Consider the following 17,003-nt stretch of genomic DNA (forward strand, 5'->3'; position numbering starts at 1 on the left):
CGCCGCCCCGCCCCGCGCGACGTTCAGCCGGTGAACGTGAGCCAGAGCAGGGTGACGTTCAGCGCCACGATCACGCCCGCGACCACCCAGGCCAGCACCTGGGTGGTCACGGCGTTCCGGTGCTCGCCCAGGAGCTCACGGTCCCGGGTGAGCCGCACGAGCGGGATCATCGCGAACGGGATGCCGAAGCTCAGCACCACCTGGCTCACTACCAGCAGCCAGGTGGGCGAGATCCCGGTCATGAGCAGCACGATCGCGGGCAGCAGCGTGACCAGGCGGCGGGTCAGCAGCGACACGCGGATCCGCAGCAGGCCGGACATGATCTCCGCCCCGGCATACGCCCCGACGGACGTGGACGCGAGCCCCGACGCCAGCAGCCCGATCGCGAACAGCACGCCCACCACGGGCCCGAGCGTGCCGGTGATCGCGGCGTGCGCGCCCTCGATGGTGTCGGTCCCCTCCCGGCCGGCCAGGTTCGCGGCCGCGAGCAGGAGCATCGCGATGTTCACGCTCCCGGCCAGGACCAGCGCCAGCACGACGTCGATCCGCGTGGCACGCAGGATGCGCGGCACTGACGTCGACGGCGCGTGCAGGTGGTCCCGGGCCAGCGAGGAGTGCAGGTAGATCGCGTGCGGCATCACCGTGGCGCCGAGCATGGAGGCCGCCAGGAGCACGGAGTCCGTGCCGGCCAGGCGGGGCACCAGACCGGCCAGCATGCCCGCCGGGTCCGGCGGGGAGAAGAAGAGCCCGGCGCAGAAGCCGACGGCGAGCACCGCGAGCATCGAGGTGACGACCCCCTCGAAGGCCCGCTGGCCCCGCCGCTGCTGCACCGCGAGGACCAGCAGCGACACGACCCCGGTGACGATCCCGCCCAGCACGAGCGGCACGCCGAACAGCAGGTTCAGCGCGATCGCCCCGCCGATCACCTCGGCGAGGTCCGTCGCCGCGGCGACAACCTCGGCCTGGACCCAGTAGGCGAGGCGCGCCGGGCGGGGCAGCCGCTCCCCCAGCACCTCGGGCAGCGACCGGCCCGTGACCACGCCGAGCTTGGCCGACAGGTACTGCACCAGTACGGCCATCGCGTTGGCCGCCACGAGCACCCAGACGAGCAGGTAGCCGAACCGCGCGCCGGCGGTGAGGTTCGCGGCGACATTGCCGGGGTCCACGTAGGCGATGGCCGCCACGAAGGCGGGCCCGAGCAGCACAAGCAGACGCGCGCGGCCGGTACGTGGCGCCGTGGCGGTGCGAGTCATCTGCTCTCCCTAGAAGTTCGGGTACCCGAACTCTAACTCGCGATCTATCGAACTTGTACCCATATCGACCGATCACCGACACAGTCCTCGATCAGTGCAAGGATGTGGCCCGTGCCGAGCCCGTCAGACCAGTCGACAACCCCCAACGCCGTGGGCCAGGACATCCTGCGGTCCGCCACCCGTGTGCTCTCGTCCTGGCCGGCCCTCTGGGTCGCGTTCGCGCTGGCGCACGGCTGGATCATCCTGCAGACCTGGGTGTTCGAGGCGCAGATCCTCGGCGACGTGAACCTGTACGAGTGGTGGGTCCGCAACGGCATGGACGTCGGGTGGTGGCCAGTCTTCAACTACGACTGGGTGTACCCGCTCGGCGCCCTCGGGCCCATGCTCATCCCCGCACTGCTCACCGAGTCCACACCCGCCTACGACTGGGTGTGGATGGGCCTGGTCACGGCCGCCAACGCCGTCGCCGTCGCGGTGCTCGGCCGGGCCCGCCCCCGCGGCCGCGCCGCCGTCTGGTTCTGGCTCTTCTTCCTCGTGATGCTCGGGCCCATCTGGATCGGCCGGCTCGACGGCCTGCTCGCGCCGATCATCCTCGTCGCGCTCGTCATCGCGGCCCGGCGCCCTGCGCTCGCTATGACGCTGGCCACCGTCGGCGCCTGGATCAAGATCGCCCCGGGCGCGGTGGCCCTCGCGCTGGCCGCGACGGCGTCGAACGCCAGGGCGTTCGTGCGGAACGTGGTGCTGCCGGGTGCGGCGGTCTGCGCCGTCGTCATCGGCATCGCCTTCGCGGGCGGCGGGCAGGACAACGTGCTCGACGTCTTCGGCGAGCAGGGTGACCGCCAGCTGCAGGTCGAGGCCGTCGGCGCCACGCCGTTCACCGTGGCCCGGCTCTGGGACCCCTCGATCCAGGTCGAGTACGACGACGTCATCTACACCTACGAGGTGCTCGGCGACGGCGCCGACGCCGTCGCGCAGGCGCTCGACGTCGCGCTCCCGGTCGCCGCGCTCCTGATCGCGGCGCTCATCTGGTTGGCGGCCCGACGTCGGCCCGACCGTGTCGGAGACATCCTGCTGATCGGCGCCGCCGCCGAGCTGCTGGCCCTCATCGTCTTCAACAAGGTGGGCTCGCCGCAGTTCATCGCGTGGATCGGGCCGCCCATCGCCGCGGCGATCGCGCTCGGCACCCGCAGCCAGGGCACGCGCCGCACGTGGTTCGTGCCCGCTCTGGGCACCCTGGTCGTCGCACGGCTGACCATGGAGATCTACCCGCTCAAGTACGGCGAGTTCCTCGGCGGCTGGCCGCTGGCCACGAGCATCGGCGCCCTGCGCAACGCGCTCCTCGTCGCGCTGCTGGTCGGCGCGGTGGTCCGGCTGGTCCAGGTCGCCCTGTCCCGCCAGGTGGCTTCCAGGGCAGGTTGAGGGCCTGTTCAGCGGTGTTCCTCATGCCAGGTGCATGGTGGCTCCGCTACGGTCGGGATCGTGACATCGTGTGTTGCGGTTACCGTCTCGACGCCACCCGTTCCCCGACTCGCCGCACGGAAGACTCTGTCCGGACATCGACGACCGGCAGGTTCGTAGGGTGCGAGTAGCCATCGTTGCGGAGAGTTTCCTCCCGCAGGTCAACGGAGTCACCAACTCCGTCCTGCGGGTCCTTGAGCACCTGCAGGAGCGGGGAGACCAGGCGATGGTCCTCGCGCCCGACGCCGACGCCGCCATCGGCCACGTCCCGCCCTTCGTCAGCGGCGCCCCGGTGGTCGAGCTCGGCTCGATCGGCTTCCCGGGGTACCCGGACGTGCGGCTGGTCGTCGGCAAGAAGTGGCGTACCGAGCGCACGCTCGCGACGTTCGCGCCCGACGTCGTCCACCTTGCCTCGCCGTTCATCCTCGGCTGGCGCGGCATCCTGGCCGCCGAGCGGCTGCGCCTGCCGAGCGTCGCCGTCTACCAGACCGAGGTGCCCGGCTACGCGGCGCGCTACGGCCTGGGCCACTTCGAACCGCTGCTCTGGAAGCGGGTCAAGGACATCCACGAGCGCGCGACGATGACGCTCGCGCCGTCGACCGCGACCATGCGGCAGCTCGAGAACCACGGCATCCCCAACCTGCGCCTGTGGGGGCGGGGCGTCGACACGCAGGCGTTCCACCCGCAGTTCCGGGACGAGGCGTGGCGCCGCCGGATCGGCGCAGGCCGGGACATCCTCGTGGGCTACGTGGGCCGCCTGGCGGCCGAGAAGCAGGTCGAGGCGCTGCGTGTGCTGCAGGGCCTGCCGAACGTGCGCCTCGTGATCGTCGGCGACGGGCCCGAGCGGGACGAGCTGCGGCAGGTCCTGCCCGGCGCCCACTTCACGGGGCTGCTGCGCGGCGCCGAGCTGTCGCGGGCCATGGCGAGCCTCGACGTGTTCGTGCACCCGGGCGAGCTGGAGACCTTCGGCCAGACGCTGCAGGAGGCGCACGCCAGCGGCGTCCCCGTCGTCGCGCCCGCCGCGGGCGGCCCCCTGGACATCGTCCGGCACTCCCACGACGGCTGGCTGTACCCTCCTGGTGACCACGAGGCGCTCCGCGCCCGCGTCGTCGACCTGGTGGGCGACGAGCGCAAGCGGCGGGCCTTCGGGACCGCGGCGCGCGAGCGCGCCGAGGGCCGCACGTGGCACGACATCTGCGCCGAGCTCATGGGGCACTACGACGACGCGATCCGGGTGCACGCGAGAGCCGGCTCAGCGGAGGTATGACTTGCGAATCGTCCACGTAGCGAACTTCTACAGCCCCCGCTCCGGGGGCATCCGAACCGCAATGCACGCCATGGCCGGGCAGTACCTGGCCCGGGGGCACGAACCAGTGCTCGTCGTGCCGGGCAAGCGGGACGGGGTAACGCTCGTGGACGGCGTCCGCGTCGTCAGCCTGGCGGCGCCGCGCGTGCCGTTCTCCGGCGGATACCGCGCCGTCGTGCAGACCGGCAAGATGCGCGGCCTGCTCGAGACGATCGCGCCCGACCGCCTCGAGGTGAGCGACCGCACCACCCTCGCCGGCCTGGGCGACTGGGCCCGCGAGGCCGGCGTCCCGTCGCTGATGATGCTGCACGAGCGGGTCGACGGCGTGCTGCGGTCCTGGCTCCCCGGCGGCGCCGAGGGCGGCCACGCGGCGGCCTTCGGCGCAGCGGCGACGCCGGCGCTGGCCGACCGGTACAACCTCGCCACGCTCACCCGGTTCGACCGGCTCGTGGCCACCACCCAGTTCGCGGCGGGCGAGGTGGAGCGCCTGGCCGCCCGCGTGCGGGGCGCCGCGCTCCCGCCGCTGTACCGGGTGCCGCTGGGCGTGGACCTGGAGCGGTTCCGGCCCGATCGGTACTCGGACGAGGCCCGCGCCCAGTACGCGCCGCCCGGGACCACGCTCATCGTGCTCGCGAGCCGCCAGTCCACGGAGAAGCGGCCCGACCTCGCGATCGACGCCGCGGCCCAGCTCATGCGGGACGGCCGCCCCGTGCGGCTCGTCGTCGCGGGCTCCGGGCCGCTCCTGCCGAAGATGCGGCGCCGGGCGGAGGCCGCCGGGCTGCCGCACCGGTTCCTCTCGTTCATCCCCGATCGCGACCGGCTCGCAACCCTGCTGACCTGCGCCGACGTCGTCGTCGCACCCGGACCGATCGAGACGTTCGGGCTCGCTGCGCTGGAGGCGCTGGCGTCCGGGACGCCGGTGGTCTGCAGCTCGTCGAGCGCGCTTCCCGAGGTGGTCGGTACTGCCGGCGCGTCCGCCCCGCCGGACGCGGCGGCGCTCGCCCTCGCGCTGCACGACGTGCTGGACCGCGACGTGGACCAGCGGCGCAAGGCGGCCCGCGCCCGCGCCGAGCTCTTCCCGTGGAGCGCCACCGGCGACGCGATGCTCGAGCTGCACTCTCGTAAGGCCTTCGACCTGGCGCCGGATCCCGTGGTCCACGAGCCGGCCCGGCTCGAGCACGCCGAGCCGGCGGTCCCTGCTCCGGTGGTCCCCGACCCGGTCGCCCCCGATACGACCGGCCCGATCCACGTGGGCACTGTGGGGCGACGGTGAGATGACCTCGCCGGCGGGACGCGAGCGCTGCTTCCGACTGGTCGCCCTCGGTGACTCGATCACCGTGGGCGTCGGCGACACCGTCGGTCCCGACGCCGTGCACGGCCCCGGCTGGGCCGCGCATCTCGCGGCCGTGCTCGGCGTGGGGCAGTTCACCAACCTCGCCACCAACGGCGCCCGCTCCCGCGACGTCGCGGACACCCAGCTCGACGCCGCGCTCGCGCTGCGGCCCCGGCTCGCGACCGTGCTCGTGGGTGGCAACGACGTGCTCCGCAGCGACTTCGACGCGCGGCTCATGCTCGCCGACCTGCACCGGTGCGTCAGCGAGCTGTGCGGCGCCGGTACCGACGTCGTGCTCGTGCGGCTGCCGGTGATCGGCCTCTTCGAGCTCAGCCCGCGGCTCGTGCGCCGCGTCATGCGACGCCGGGTCGCGTCGATCAACGCGGCGGTGGAGGAGGTGGCGGCGGCCGCTCGGGCGAGCGATCCGGATGCCGGTGGACCGGCTGCGAGTTCGGTCCCTTGCAGTGAGGCGACACCGAGATCGGTCGGTTGCCTCGAGATCGGTCAACCGATGGACCGATCTCGAGGCAAGGAACCGATCTCGGATCAAGGACTGAGCAAGAGACCGATCTCGGCGCGCGGACGGGTCGTCGTCGTGGACGCCGTGCACGCAATCGCACCCGCCGGGGCCAGGGCCTGGCACGTCGACCGGGTGCACCCGTCGCCGGCCGGGCACCGTCGGCTGGCGCTGGGCGTCGCGATCGCGCTGGCGAACCTGGACCCGGTGTACGAGATCGCTCCGGGCGAGGCGCCCGCCGTCGGACAGACGGCACTTGCCGGGCAGGCGACCCCGGCCGGGCATACGTCGTGCGGGGCGCGGGCGACAGCCCTCGCCGCCCGGCTCCCCGAGGCGCCCGACCCGCCGTCGGCGTGGCGACGACTGGTCTGGCTCCTCGGGGCCGGGCTGCCGTGGTGCGTGCGCAGGGGCCGGGACTTCCTGCCCGGCCTGCTCCGCGCCGTCGTGCACGACCTGCGCTCGGAGCGGGCGTTCACGCCCGGCGGCATGGTGACGAGCTTCGCCGACTCGGGCCTGGACCCCCGCCGTCGCATCGGCCGGAGCTGACCCGGCGGCTCAGGCCGCGGGAACGACGTCCACGGCCTGCGGACGCATGGCGTCGATGATCCGGGTCCAGTTGTCGCCCCCGTGACCGTGCTCGCGGGCCCAGGTGTAGTACGCCTGGACCGCCGCGGGCAGGCCGTCGGCGAGGCTCAGGATCAGGAGCTCGCTCGCCGCGAGGGCGTCCGCGGGTGTGGCCGCGAGCTTGGCGCCGGCCGCGACGACGTCGGCGGCGCGGCTGGGCGTCCGGTTCCAGACCGTTACCTGGTGACCCTCGGCGAGCAAGGTCCGGACCATGGCCTGGCCCATCGGGCCGAGGCCGATCAGGGTGACGGGGGTGCTCATCGGAGGGCCTCCGTCCGGTCGGCGCGGTCGGCGCTGGCGGCGCTAGCGGCGCGGCCGGCCTGGTCGGCAGTGTCGGCGCGGTCGGCGCGGTCGGCCCGCAGGCTCTCGTAGAGCCTGGCGAACCCCTCCGCACCGTGGCCCTCGGCGATCTGCTTGCTGATCAGCTCTTGTACGGCGGCGATGGGCACAGGATCGACGCCCTGTTCCTCGCTCGCGCGCACGATGTGGCTGAGGTCGGAGAAGTCGAGGCTCTGCTGGCCCGGGGCGGTGTAGTCGCCGCCGTCGATCACGCCGGCGTGGTGGGCGAAGCCGGCAGTCATGGCGCTGAGGAACGGTGTGGCGCGCGCCGCGTACTCGGTGGCGCTCACGCCGACCGAGCCGACCATCGCGGCCCCATGGAGGAAGCCGGCGAACATGGTGTACATCCCCGAGAGCATCGCCAGGTCGAACAGCGAGGCCAGGCCGCTGTCCGCGCCGTCGTGGGTGCTCGTGGCCCAGCGGTCGAGCACCGGCCGGACGGCGTCGAACACCTCTTCGGAGCCGCTGTACAGGATTGACGCCTCCGGGGTGCCGATCATCGGCGGGGTCGCCATGATCGCGCCGTCGAGGTAGCCGACGCCGTGCCCCGCCGCCCAGGTGGCGAGCTCGCGGGCCTCGTTCGGCGTCGTGGTGGTGAGGTTCACCAGCACGCTCCCCCGCATCCGGTCGACGACGGGATCGAGGGTCTCGTGCACGGAGGCGTGGTCGAGGAGGCAGGCGATCACCAGAGGGTGATCCGTCACGGCCTCGCCGATCGCCGACGCCGCCGTGGCGCCCCGCGCGCTCAGGCCGGCCGCGCGGTCAGGGGTGCGGTTCCAGACGGTCGTGACGTGGCCGGCGTCGAGCAGCGCCGTGGCAAGGGCGCTGCCCATAGCGCCCAGTCCGAGCACCGTGACGCCGGTGTCGTCGGGGTTGGTCATGGAGGATCTCCTCGTGTCGATGCGAACCTCGTCATCGTCAGCGGGCGACGTACCATCACGGAAGTACCCACTAATTACTGGGGTACTTACCTCTTGGTAAGTCACCCAGCCAGGAGGAGCGCACGATGGCGAAGGCACCCCGCAACGGCCCCTACATCTGCGGCATCGACGCCGCGCTCGACGTCGTCAGCGGCAAGTGGAAGGGCCTGATCCTCTGGGAGCTCGACGAGCACGGCATGCGGCGGTTCGCGGAGCTGCGGCGCGGGCTGCCGGGCGTCAGCGAGAAGATGCTGACCCAGCACCTCCGCGAGCTGGAGGCGGACGGGCTCGTGCACCGGCAGGTGCACGCCGAGGTGCCGCCGCGCGTGGAGTACTCGCTGACGGCGCACGGCCGGACCCTCAACGCGGCCCTCGCGCCCCTCGGGGCGTGGGGTGTGGCACGGATCCGGCGCGAGCGGTCCGAGCTGGTCGAGCACCGCGATGCGGCTGCGCTCCCGCGGCCCTGATCCTCGGGGCGACCTTGAGGAGCAGAGCCGCCCCGAGGTTCAGGCCAGCGGCATCAGCCCGCGCTCGGTGAAGACCTTCCGCGCGACGCCGACGGCGTTCAAGGCGCGCGGGAACCCGCAGTAGACGGAGCTGTGCAGAAAGACCTCGATGATCTGCTGCGGGGTCAGACCGACGTTGAGCGACGCACCGACGTGCACCTCGAGCTGCGCCTCGCTACCGCCGAGCGCGGTCAGTATCCCGAGGGTCACGAGCTGACGCTGCTGGGGCTCCAGCTCGGGCCGGGCGTAGATGTCGCCGTAGCCCCACGCGACGATCTGGTGCCCGAGCTCGGGAGCGATGTCGGCCAGGGAGTCGATGACATTGTGGCCGGGGTCGTCGTGAACGGAGTCGAGGATCACCTTGCCGGATGCGAATCGCTCTGCGCGCAACGCCTCGTTCTCGGACATCGTTTTTCTCCTTCTGAGCTGCCGGCATGGGTGACGTGGGGCTCGATTGACTGCCACAAGGGCGTGCGCCGGTGGGCGCGCACCCAGTTCAACCGATGACCGGCCGGTGGCGCAAGACAATCCATAGACATACATGCAGGTCAAATTGGATTTTGGTGCCCGCAGGCCCGGATTCTGTGGCGGCGACGCCACGACACACCCGCTGACACCTCGAACGAGGGCAAAGTATGGCAGGTTGGTACATCTCGACAGCGGGCACGCGGCGCTGAAGAATCACCCCATGGATGAGGGGTTTCGGTCGACGGCAGAGCGGGCGCTGGAGCCGTACATCCCGCTGCCGCTGGACCAGGACGACGTCCGGTATGAGCACGGCCCCGACTCGTCCCGCCGGCCCGGCGTCCCAACCGGCACCACCGTCGAGCTGCCCTGGGACAACAGCACGGCATATCCCGGCACGTCGCGGAAGGTCTGGATCCACGTTCCCGCCGCGTACGACCCCGCGCAGCCCGCAGGGCTCGTCGTCTTCCAGGACGGGTGGTGGTATCTCGACCCTGACGGCGACGTCCGCGGCGCGATCGTCCTGGACAACCTCGTCCACCACGGCGACATCCCGGTCACGATCGGCGTCTTCGTCGACCCTGGCGTATTCGAGGACGTCGAGGACCCCGATCAGCGCAAGAACCGCAACGCCGAGTACGACGCGTTCGACGCCCGGTACGGCGAATTCCTCGTCGAGGAGATCCTCCCCGAGGTCAGACGGCGCTTCGCGGTCAGCGACGACCCGGAACGCTGGGCCGTCGTCGGAGGAAGCAGCGGAGGCAACTGCGCCTTCACCGTGGCCTGGCACCACCCAGACCGCTTCCGCCGGGCGGTGTGCTTCCTGTCGAGCTTCGCGCAGATGCCGGGCGGTAACCCGTACCCCGCCCTCATCCCCGAGGCGCCGCGCAAACCCCTGCGGATCCTGATGCAGGCAGGCCATCGCGACCTGCGCTGGAACGAGCCCGATCGCAACTGGCTCGCGGAGAACCTGCGAGTCGCCGCCGCGTTGGCCGAAGCCGGCTACGACTTCCGCCTCGTCCTCGGCGACGGAGGACACAACCCCAACCACGCCGGCGTCCTGCTGCCGGATGCCCTGCGCTGGCTCTGGCGGTAGCCCGTCCAGCTGAGGCGTCGTGACCGGTCTCGCGAACGCCAACCCGCGTTTCTACGCGGCCAACGGGGCGACGCTCAACGTCCCCGCGTCCGCGTCGAGCTCGCACTCGACCCCGAGCGGGATCGATACCGGGTTCTCCATGTGCCCGAGCGGCAGCCCGGCCAGGATCGGCACGCCTAGCGGGCCCAGCCTGTCGCGGAGGACGTCCAGCACGGTCCACCCACGATCCTCGTAGCCCTCGAACCCTTCGAGCGTGCCCATCGCCACACCCGTGATCCCCGCGAGCGCACCGGACAGGATGAGCTGGGTCAGCGCGCGGTCGACCATGCCCAGGCCGACCGTCCGGTTGATCTCCAGCAGGAGGACGTGGCCGTCGAGGTCGTTGTCGACGACGCCGACGCTGCGGGCCAGCATCTCGAGGTTTCCGCCGAACAGGGTCCCGGTGGCGGTTCCGCCGGTGGTGAGCTCGGCGCCGTACTGACCGATGTCGCTCCGCACCGGCTCGCCGTGCCCGCCGACCAGGAGATGTCGGACGGTGCCGGCGCGCGTTCCGGCGGCCGCGCCGTGGACCGACGGGACGCCGACCAGGTGCCACACCTGGTGCAGGGCCGTGATGTCGCTGAACCCGATGATCGGCTTCGGGTCGGCCCGGAGGGCGTCGGTGTCGACGTCGGCGAGCAGCCGCAGGCTTCCGCACCCGCCTTGCAACGTCAGGATCGCTCTGACCTCCGGGTCGCGGATCGCGGCGTTGAGATCTGCGGCGCGCTCACGATCGCCGCCTGCCATGTACCCGAGCCGATCCGTGGCGTGCCGCCCGACGCGGGCTGTGAACCCCCACGACTCGACGGTCGCGATGCTTTCCGCGCGCCAGGAGTCCTCACTCCAGCTGGCCGGGGACACGAGCGCGATCACGTCGTCGGGCTCGAGCCTTCGTGGCCGAGCCGTATTGGACCGAGACCGAGCGAGTCGCGACATGTGCGTGGACGCTACCCGGTCACCGGCAGCGCGGAGTCCGCCTCCACCAGGTCGTTCGCGGAAACTTCCATGCCAAATCACATACGCGGTCGCCCGGCGGAAGCGGACAGCGCAAGAATGCAAGAACCCCGGCCGGGCGCAAGTGGCCGACGCCGCAGGCAAGGTCGCGCTCTTGGTGTCCACGCCAAGCAGAACGAGACTGCGGGCCGCGGGCAGGGAAGGAAGAAGGCTCAACGATGAGGAACGTGCCGCGTCATGCCCGGACCGGTCCAGCCAGGTCCGGGCGGCCCGCACGCTCAGCGGGTCACAGGGGTGTGAGTGCCCCGCTGCGGCGTGCTGCCCGGGCCGCGTATACCCGCCGGGACCGCACCCTCGCGTTCGAGCGGCGCAAGCCAGCCCGGCAGACGTACTGGATCCACGCCGCGCGTCGTGCCCTGCAGGCAGCACTCGACCCGGGCGAGCTGTCCCAGGTGATCGCGGCGCACAGCCAGTACCACTACGACTCCGCCACCGGCCTGTACCGGTGCATGTGCGGCTGGTACCTGACCCGCGACTGGCAGGACCACACGGCCGCCGTGATCCGCACTCACGTCCTGGGCGGCGGTCGGCCGAGAGCGGTGCTTCGGTCACGACGCTGGTAGGTCGGGCACTGGTTCGAACCGAGCTGCTCAGGACCTTGCTGGTGGTTCGAGGTACTCCAGCTCGGCGCCCTCGAACAAGCGACCCTCGAGCATCTTGGCGATGTTGCCCAGCCATCCCGCGTGCGCGTAGTCGCTGCGCGAGTCGACAATCCCCTCCACAAGCCTCATCGTCACCCAGCCGGTCCATTCGGCGAACTCGGTGTCACCATGCCTGGCGAACTGGGCACTCTTCAGCGCAATGTGCTGGTCCTGGGAAAAGCGGTTGATCATGTCGTTGTCCAGCTGCGCACCTCCGGCTGTCGCTGACGTGTACGTCGCGACGAACTCGCGGAACCTGAGCGCGGCGGCCAGCGCCCGGTCCCGATCTTGCGCCGCCGCGTTGGCATTGAGTGCCTGCTTGGCGGTGTGCAGGGCGATCCAAGCGGCGATCAGGCCGCCGAAGATCGCGCCGAAAAAGCCGTCGAACAGGCTCAGAACGACTGTCCCAAAAGTCATGGCCCAGACCGTAGCGGTGAATGTGCCCCGACAGCGCCAGGACTACTGCAGCGTCACTGTCAGATAGTCCTGGACGATGGGTGCGAAGCCGTAAAGAATGTAGTCGGTGAGCTGATCCGGCGCGGCCCAGACGAGGTCGGCGAGCTCTTCGGCATCTGCAACGTATGCCGTGCCGCTCCTCACCTCGCAGGCGACGTAGCCCATGAGCCGCCCGGTGTTGGGGTGTACGCGCTCGCCGAGCATCTTCACGGCCTCGACCGTGAGCCCAGCCCTTCGACGACGTCGCGATTGGCGAAGCGTCACACCAAGGCACGTGCTCAGCGCGTGTGGCACGCGGGAACACACCAGCGACACCCGTCGACGTTGTCGTAGCGCCTCCCCGCTGCCGCGACCGCACCAGCACACGACGCGAAGTAGCCAAGCAGGAATCTGTTTCTCTCGTCCGGCAGACAACCCTGGTTGGACGCAAGGTCGTGCACTTCGTGCTCACCCGTGGACTGCTCGTCCCTGTTCACGCAGTAGGTCGGCATAGCGGACCTCCAAGATCCGATTACACGTCATCATGTGATCTAGATCGTATTTCCGTCGCATCACCCCAAGAAGAAAAGTCGGCATGTAGCGGGGGTGACTCGCGGGTGACCTTGGATTGCGCGAGTTCCGCCACGTCGGAAGCCACGGCGTCCGCTCCGGCTTCCCGCAGCTCGTCGCCCCGATGTCCCTGTCCTCTTGACTCCAGCAGGTGCCCGCCGGAGGCAGACAACTGAGGCGGAGACCAGATCTCTACTGCTGGTCGGGTGGCCACGTGACGACCACGTCTGGGCCGGAGAGAAAACCCGTAAGGACGAGCAAAGGGCTTGCGACGCCGTGAACGCTTTCCGGCCCGGTGTCCAACGTCGGATGGTCTGGCTCGCCGGCGTCGTGCGGACGTTTGTTAGGCGGGTGCTCGACGTGGCCGGTTACGGGTGCCGGCCGCCGTGACCGTCCGCGATCTGCAGTCCGCCACCAAGGTCTGACTCGCCTGGTGTTCACGCGCTCCTGGACAACCTCGCGGGAACGGCGGGGGGCCGCGGCGTGCGAGCCGGGGCGCGGGGATACTGGAATGGGCCCAGACCGCCCCTGACCTCCAGGACGCCTAGTCCCGAAGCACCGAGGAAACCGCGTGCAACAGTCGGTCCTCCAGGACTCCGTGCACCTGGTCGACCCTGAGGTCAACCGCCAGGGCCTCGAACGTTTCGTCATGGAACATGAAGAAGTAGTGCTTGAGCCTCTGCGACCACCCACCTTGGTGGAGAGGGTGGACGGAGTTGATGCGTTCCTCTTCGGCGATCCAGGGCGAGTTGTGGACGATGTGAGGTTCGTATGGTTCGAGTCCTCGGCTGAACAGAGGGTGGCCGCTGATCACTTCGTCGTTCGGGCCGCCGAACTTGGTCGCGTGGCAGTGCCCGAAAGTGAACTCGAGCAGCTGCGCGGGCATTGGATCGGTCGGCGACACAACCGTGGCGTAAGTGCCGTCCCAGTTCGGGTCGACCGTAGATGCGTAGCAGATCAGCACGGCGGCGGACCCGTTCGAGACGAGGTGCGGCAGCGGTGCTCCTGTGTCCCACTGCGCAGCCAGGTCCATCGGTTCGGCCCAGGGTTCGCCTCGTGCTGCCGCGAGCTGCCTCTCGGCTTTGGTTAACTCTCTGTGGGCGTCACGGTCGGCGTAACCCGAGGCCACCAGCCGATCTCGTGCCGTCGTCACGGCCCGTTTGAGCTCTCGTGTCACCTGCGCATCCTCGCACGCAGCGCCAGGCGGGGTGCGGTGGGGGTGCGGCCGGGGGCACCCCCGGGCGCCGGAGGTCGCGGGGGTCCCCACCGCACCCCGCCTGGCGCTGCCGGCGCGGCGTAGCCGCGCCCTTGATCGCGAGCCGCGGCCGGCGCTGGGTGCCTTGCGGGTGCGGGAGGTAACTCCGGTGGCTGTGAATCGAGTCCTGATGGCGTTGAGTGCTGCCGGCAAGCACGACACCGCACGGCAGACGCGCAACGTGCTCTCGCAGATCATGATGATGTGCGTTAGCTACGCGGCACCGTTCAATCCAGTTCGTGACGCGGTGACGGTGCGCAAGCCAAGGCGGGGTTCGGTGCACACCCTCAACCTGGACGAAATCGTGAGGCTTCGGGCCGCTGTTCGTCGCTGGGAAACTCGACCGCCTGCTACTCGGGGCACGCGGAGCATCACGCTCCTGCCCCAGATCGTGGACACGATGATCGGCACGGGGCTGCGCATCGGTGAGTGCCTGGCGCTGCGGCAGTCGGACCTTGACCTGGACGCCGAGGTGCCCACGCTCACTGTGACAGGCACGGTCGTACGCGTCGAAGAGACGACATTGGAAGGGACGGTCAAGGGCCGGCTGGCACGACAGCCCAAGCCGAAGTCGGACACGTCACGACGCACGATCACGCTGCCGGACTTCGTCGTCACGGCGCTTCGCGAGGCGATCGGGCTCGGCCTCGACGGCGGGACGGACAAGCTCGTGTTCCCGTCGACGGAGGCAACGCCCCGCTCCCCTGGTCGAGTTCGGGAGCAACTGCGCCAGGCGCGCGAGGGAACGGGTATCACCGTGACGCCGCACGACTTCCGCCGCACGATCGCGACGCAGGTAGCGAATCAGACCACGATCGGGAATGCGACGGCACTGCTCGGTCACGCTGATGAGGGCACGACCGTGCGGCACTATGTGGACCGAACGCACATCGCGCCCGACCTGCGGATCGTCATTGATCAGCTCGTCCAGCAGGCAGAGGCTGACGATGCCCCGGAAGCCAATTCGGACTGAAAATGGACCGCCCGGCATGACGAAGGCCCCCAGATCCGCATAGTTCTGCGGTTGGGGGCCTTCAGTGTGCGGTAGCGGTGGGATTTGAACCCACGGTGGACTTTCACCCACACACGCTTTCGAGGCGTGCTCCTTAGGCCGCTCGGACACGCTACCTTCGCCCGCCGCATCAGCAGCGGGCCGTAGCAGGATACCTGGTCGAAGCCCGGTTCCACGAATCGATTGCCGCACACCCGCCGCACCGTGGTGAGCGTCTCACCCAACCGACAGTTGTCCGACGATACGGCCGGCCACGTCCGGCGACCCACACACGACCGTAGAGTGTGTGCATGGCGACGACCGCTGACGCAGAGCCCCTTCCCGAGGTAGCGGCCGGCCTGTCGGAGGCCAAGGCCGGCGACCTTGTCGAGCGCACCGCGGCCTCGATCCGCTCGTGGATCATCACGGGCACGGCGCAGCCGGGCGAACGGCTCTCGGAGAAGACGGTGGCCGAGACCCTCGCAGTGTCCCGCAACACCCTCCGCGAGGCGTTCCGCGTGCTCACCCACGAGAACCTGCTCGTCCGACGCCCACACGCCGGCGTCATGGTGGCCGTGCCCACGCTCGCGTCGATCCTCGACATCTACCGCGTGCGCCGCATGATCGAGGGTCAGGCCCTGCGGGACGCGCTGCCCGGCCACCCGGCGACGAACATCATGCGCGAAGCCGTCGAGACGGCGGAACGGGCGCGCGACGAGAAGGACTGGCGCACGGCCGGAACGGCCAACATGGAGTTCCACCGGGGGATCGTCGCGCTGTCCGACAGCGAGCACCTGGACCGGCTCTACGCCACTATCTCGGCCGAGCTTCGCCTCGCGTTCGGCCTGCTCGCGAACCCGGAGTACCTGCACGCCCCCTACGTCGTGCGCAATGCCCGGATCCTGGAGATGACGCTCGCCGGGGACAGCGCGGCCGCCGCCGCGGAGCTCGACGACTACCTCGTCCAGTCGGAGCGAACCGTCGCGGCCGCATACTCCCGCCGCACTCCGCACGAATCCGCCTGACGCCCGCCGACCTGGATCACGCGCTCGGGCCGTGTCACTGACAGTGCACATTGTCTACGCAGCGCAACACAGCCCCAGGAGTACCTGTTTCCCCGAGGGCCGGAGCGATCCCCGCACACCGCCGCATTGCGGCACCACACACGCACAGTCCTCACCGCGGCGGCAGCACCGCCAGCAGCTCCTCGAGCTGCTCTCGCGTAGTAGCCACGTACCCGCCCCGCAGCCGCATCGCCGCATCCCAGACCTCGCGCTCCTCCGACGTCTGCCGCTCCAGCACGCTCATGTTCTCCGTGAGGTCGAGGCGCCGATTGAATCCCTGGACGGTGTCGCGCCACCGGTGCAGGCCGGAGACGAGAACGGCGTCCCGACGTCGGTCGAGCGCACCCGAGACGAGCGCCGCGTCGACCGCGGAGACCGCGAGCCGCGCGAAGACGGCCCGCGGACGGTCGTCCGCCGCCCGCGCGAACCCGTTGTCCGCGAGGATCGCCTGGTTCCGCTCCAGCTCCCGCCGGATCACGGTCAGCACCTGGGCCCGCCGTTCCGCCTCGGCGCTGAGCCGCTCGACGATCAGCCCGGTCATCCCGGCCACCAGCGTCAGCGAGTTGACCGCCGGCTCCCAGCGCGGCTCCCCGGGGAGCGCGAACCACAGGACGCCCAGGACGAATGCGGTGGCCAGCAGCAAGTAGGTGACAGTGGCCACAGTGGTGCGCGCGACAGTCACGTGGCGCTCCACCAGCCACCACAGCCCGGCCACGCTCACGCCCAGATCGTGAACGGCCGGTCGTCCACCCGGGGCTCGGCGCCCGGCGGCTGCACCACGAGGTAGACCCGATCGCCCGGCCCGAGGACACCAGCGATGCGGTCGAGGGCGGCCGCGGTGTCGTCGGGATCCGTGATCGCGAGGTCCAGGTGCACGGAGAGAACCCCGGGCTGAACGGGCTCTCGCGCCTGGTCAGGCCCTTGCGGGCCGACGCCGGACCGCGCCTTCCGCAGGAGCAGGGGTACCGCTCGGACCAGCACGCCGAGCCGATGTCCCACGGGCTGCTGCTGCACTGTCGGTTCGGCCATGTCGGTTCATCCTCCGGCGCGGGCGGGCAGATCTCGCTGCACAACCAGGCTAGCGGTGTCCGACATAAGTATCTAGGTTGTTCAACAATTTGTCCGGGGCGCAGCACCCACGCAACAGCCGCGGCCAGGCGCGTCCAGGGCTCTCCCA

The 17,003-nt window shown here is 70.5% G+C and carries 19 protein-coding genes and 1 tRNA gene; 9 read left to right on the forward strand and 11 right to left on the reverse strand.

The genetic code is table 11. The features are described 5' to 3' along the window. Positions 1-23 precede the first annotated feature (23 nt). Complete coding sequence (locus tag C8K30_RS13780) at positions 24-1,253, reverse strand: Nramp family divalent metal transporter (RefSeq protein ID WP_108493458.1); 1,230 nt, start codon at positions 1,251-1,253, stop codon at positions 24-26. 102 nt (positions 1,254-1,355) lie between these two features. Between C8K30_RS13780 and C8K30_RS13785 the strand changes: the two genes are divergently transcribed. The 4 genes from C8K30_RS13785 (at position 1,356) to C8K30_RS13800 (ending at position 6,413) form a co-directional block, all read left to right on the forward strand. Beyond that, positions 1,356-2,672, forward strand: coding sequence for a glycosyltransferase 87 family protein (locus C8K30_RS13785; protein ID WP_108493459.1), 1,317 nt, complete (start codon positions 1,356-1,358; stop codon positions 2,670-2,672). Positions 2,673-2,832: 160 nt separating this feature from the next. Continuing rightward, positions 2,833-3,978, forward strand: coding sequence for a glycosyltransferase family 1 protein (locus C8K30_RS13790; RefSeq protein WP_108493460.1), 1,146 nt, complete (start codon positions 2,833-2,835; stop codon positions 3,976-3,978). Between the two features lies 1 nt (position 3,979). After that, the gene (locus C8K30_RS13795; RefSeq protein ID WP_233257172.1) at positions 3,980-5,290 is read left to right on the forward strand and encodes a glycosyltransferase; all 1,311 of its coding nucleotides are present in this window, start codon (positions 3,980-3,982) and stop codon (positions 5,288-5,290) included. A gap of 1 nt (position 5,291) precedes the next feature. Further along, positions 5,292-6,413 (forward strand): SGNH/GDSL hydrolase family protein, encoded by a 1,122-nt coding sequence (locus C8K30_RS13800; RefSeq protein ID WP_108493461.1) that lies wholly within the window; start codon positions 5,292-5,294, stop codon positions 6,411-6,413. A 9-nt stretch (positions 6,414-6,422) separates the two neighbouring features. Here the strand turns inward: C8K30_RS13800 and C8K30_RS31260 are convergent, their stop codons facing one another. Further along, positions 6,423-6,752, reverse strand: coding sequence for an NAD(P)-binding domain-containing protein (locus tag C8K30_RS31260; protein WP_233257173.1), 330 nt, complete (start codon positions 6,750-6,752; stop codon positions 6,423-6,425). Next, entirely contained in the window at positions 6,749-7,711 is a 963-nt protein-coding gene (locus C8K30_RS13810; protein ID WP_108493462.1) for an NAD(P)-dependent oxidoreductase, read from the reverse strand. Before C8K30_RS13810 ends, C8K30_RS31260 begins: the two co-directional genes overlap by 4 nt. A 125-nt stretch (positions 7,712-7,836) precedes the next feature. On the opposite strand from C8K30_RS13810, the gene C8K30_RS13815 reads away from it, so the two are divergent. Continuing rightward, on the forward strand, positions 7,837-8,217 hold the full coding sequence (locus C8K30_RS13815; protein WP_108493463.1) for a helix-turn-helix domain-containing protein: 381 nt from the start codon (positions 7,837-7,839) through the stop codon (positions 8,215-8,217). 39 nt (positions 8,218-8,256) lie between these two features. On the opposite strand, the gene C8K30_RS13820 is transcribed toward C8K30_RS13815, so the two are convergent. Further along, positions 8,257-8,664, reverse strand: coding sequence for a carboxymuconolactone decarboxylase family protein (locus C8K30_RS13820; protein ID WP_108493464.1), 408 nt, complete (start codon positions 8,662-8,664; stop codon positions 8,257-8,259). Positions 8,665-8,944: 280 nt separating this feature from the next. Between C8K30_RS13820 and C8K30_RS13825 the strand changes: the two genes are divergently transcribed. Continuing rightward, positions 8,945-9,817, forward strand: coding sequence for an esterase family protein (locus C8K30_RS13825; RefSeq protein WP_108493465.1), 873 nt, complete (start codon positions 8,945-8,947; stop codon positions 9,815-9,817). Positions 9,818-9,868: 51 nt separating this feature from the next. Here the strand turns inward: C8K30_RS13825 and C8K30_RS13830 are convergent, their stop codons facing one another. Further along, the gene (locus C8K30_RS13830; protein WP_108493466.1) at positions 9,869-10,792 is read right to left on the reverse strand and encodes an LD-carboxypeptidase; all 924 of its coding nucleotides are present in this window, start codon (positions 10,790-10,792) and stop codon (positions 9,869-9,871) included. A gap of 314 nt (positions 10,793-11,106) precedes the next feature. Here C8K30_RS13830 and C8K30_RS13835 point away from each other — a divergent pair, with 314 nt between their 5' ends. Continuing rightward, positions 11,107-11,433 (forward strand): hypothetical protein, encoded by a 327-nt coding sequence (locus tag C8K30_RS13835; RefSeq protein ID WP_108493467.1) that lies wholly within the window; start codon positions 11,107-11,109, stop codon positions 11,431-11,433. A 27-nt stretch (positions 11,434-11,460) separates the two neighbouring features. Here C8K30_RS13835 and C8K30_RS13840 read toward each other — a convergent pair whose 3' ends face one another. The 3 genes from C8K30_RS13840 to C8K30_RS13855 form a co-directional block, all read right to left on the reverse strand. Continuing rightward, complete coding sequence (locus C8K30_RS13840; RefSeq protein WP_108493468.1) at positions 11,461-11,928, reverse strand: hypothetical protein; 468 nt, start codon at positions 11,926-11,928, stop codon at positions 11,461-11,463. A gap of 42 nt (positions 11,929-11,970) precedes the next feature. Then, positions 11,971-12,177: a hypothetical protein gene (locus C8K30_RS13845; protein WP_146197467.1), complete on the reverse strand. Its 207-nt coding sequence runs from the start codon at positions 12,175-12,177 to the stop codon at positions 11,971-11,973. A gap of 883 nt (positions 12,178-13,060) precedes the next feature. Beyond that, positions 13,061-13,693 carry a hypothetical protein gene (locus tag C8K30_RS13855; RefSeq protein WP_146197468.1) on the reverse strand — a complete coding sequence of 211 codons (633 nt, stop codon included), beginning with the start codon at positions 13,691-13,693 and terminating at the stop codon, positions 13,061-13,063. Positions 13,694-13,880: 187 nt separating this feature from the next. Here C8K30_RS13855 and xerC point away from each other — a divergent pair, with 187 nt between their 5' ends. Beyond that, on the forward strand, positions 13,881-14,744 hold the full coding sequence (gene xerC / locus C8K30_RS13860; RefSeq protein WP_146197469.1) for a tyrosine recombinase XerC: 864 nt from the start codon (positions 13,881-13,883) through the stop codon (positions 14,742-14,744). 69 nt (positions 14,745-14,813) lie between these two features. On the opposite strand, the gene C8K30_RS13865 is transcribed toward xerC, so the two are convergent. Next, positions 14,814-14,900 (reverse strand) — tRNA-Ser (locus tag C8K30_RS13865). 173 nt (positions 14,901-15,073) lie between these two features. On the opposite strand from C8K30_RS13865, the gene C8K30_RS13870 reads away from it, so the two are divergent. Then, entirely contained in the window at positions 15,074-15,787 is a 714-nt protein-coding gene (locus tag C8K30_RS13870) for a GntR family transcriptional regulator (RefSeq protein ID WP_108493473.1), read from the forward strand. A gap of 151 nt (positions 15,788-15,938) precedes the next feature. Here the strand turns inward: C8K30_RS13870 and C8K30_RS13875 are convergent, their stop codons facing one another. Both C8K30_RS13875 and C8K30_RS13880 read right to left on the reverse strand, forming a co-directional pair. Then, positions 15,939-16,547 (reverse strand): hypothetical protein, encoded by a 609-nt coding sequence (locus tag C8K30_RS13875; RefSeq protein WP_108493474.1) that lies wholly within the window; start codon positions 16,545-16,547, stop codon positions 15,939-15,941. Continuing rightward, a complete protein-coding gene (locus tag C8K30_RS13880; RefSeq protein ID WP_108493475.1) occupies positions 16,544-16,855 on the reverse strand; it encodes a hypothetical protein in 312 nt (103 codons plus the stop codon). Before C8K30_RS13880 ends, C8K30_RS13875 begins: the two co-directional genes overlap by 4 nt. Positions 16,856-17,003: the final 148 nt, after the last annotated feature.

The sequence above is a fragment of the Promicromonospora sp. AC04 genome (assembly GCF_003058225.1).
In the GTDB taxonomy this organism is placed as follows: domain Bacteria; phylum Actinomycetota; class Actinomycetes; order Actinomycetales; family Cellulomonadaceae; genus Promicromonospora.

Bases quoted from the DNA above. Each gene is read 5' to 3' on its own strand.
- C8K30_RS13780 (WP_108493458.1), bottom strand. From the start codon at position 1,253: ATGACTCGCACCGCCACGGCGCCACGTACCGGCCGCGCGCGTCTGCTT.
- C8K30_RS13785 (WP_108493459.1), top strand. From the start codon at position 1,356: ATGTGGCCCGTGCCGAGCCCGTCAGACCAGTCGACAACCCCCAACGCC.
- C8K30_RS13800 (WP_108493461.1), top strand. From the start codon at position 5,292: ATGACCTCGCCGGCGGGACGCGAGCGCTGCTTCCGACTGGTCGCCCTC.
- C8K30_RS31260 (WP_233257173.1), bottom strand. From the start codon at position 6,752: ATGAGCACCCCCGTCACCCTGATCGGCCTCGGCCCGATGGGCCAGGCC.
- C8K30_RS13810 (WP_108493462.1), bottom strand. From the start codon at position 7,711: ATGACCAACCCCGACGACACCGGCGTCACGGTGCTCGGACTGGGCGCT.
- C8K30_RS13815 (WP_108493463.1), top strand. From the start codon at position 7,837: ATGGCGAAGGCACCCCGCAACGGCCCCTACATCTGCGGCATCGACGCC.
- C8K30_RS13820 (WP_108493464.1), bottom strand. From the start codon at position 8,664: ATGTCCGAGAACGAGGCGTTGCGCGCAGAGCGATTCGCATCCGGCAAG.
- C8K30_RS13825 (WP_108493465.1), top strand. From the start codon at position 8,945: ATGGATGAGGGGTTTCGGTCGACGGCAGAGCGGGCGCTGGAGCCGTAC.
- C8K30_RS13830 (WP_108493466.1), bottom strand. From the start codon at position 10,792: ATGTCGCGACTCGCTCGGTCTCGGTCCAATACGGCTCGGCCACGAAGG.
- C8K30_RS13840 (WP_108493468.1), bottom strand. From the start codon at position 11,928: ATGACTTTTGGGACAGTCGTTCTGAGCCTGTTCGACGGCTTTTTCGGC.
- C8K30_RS13870 (WP_108493473.1), top strand. From the start codon at position 15,074: ATGGCGACGACCGCTGACGCAGAGCCCCTTCCCGAGGTAGCGGCCGGC.
- C8K30_RS13880 (WP_108493475.1), bottom strand. From the start codon at position 16,855: ATGGCCGAACCGACAGTGCAGCAGCAGCCCGTGGGACATCGGCTCGGC.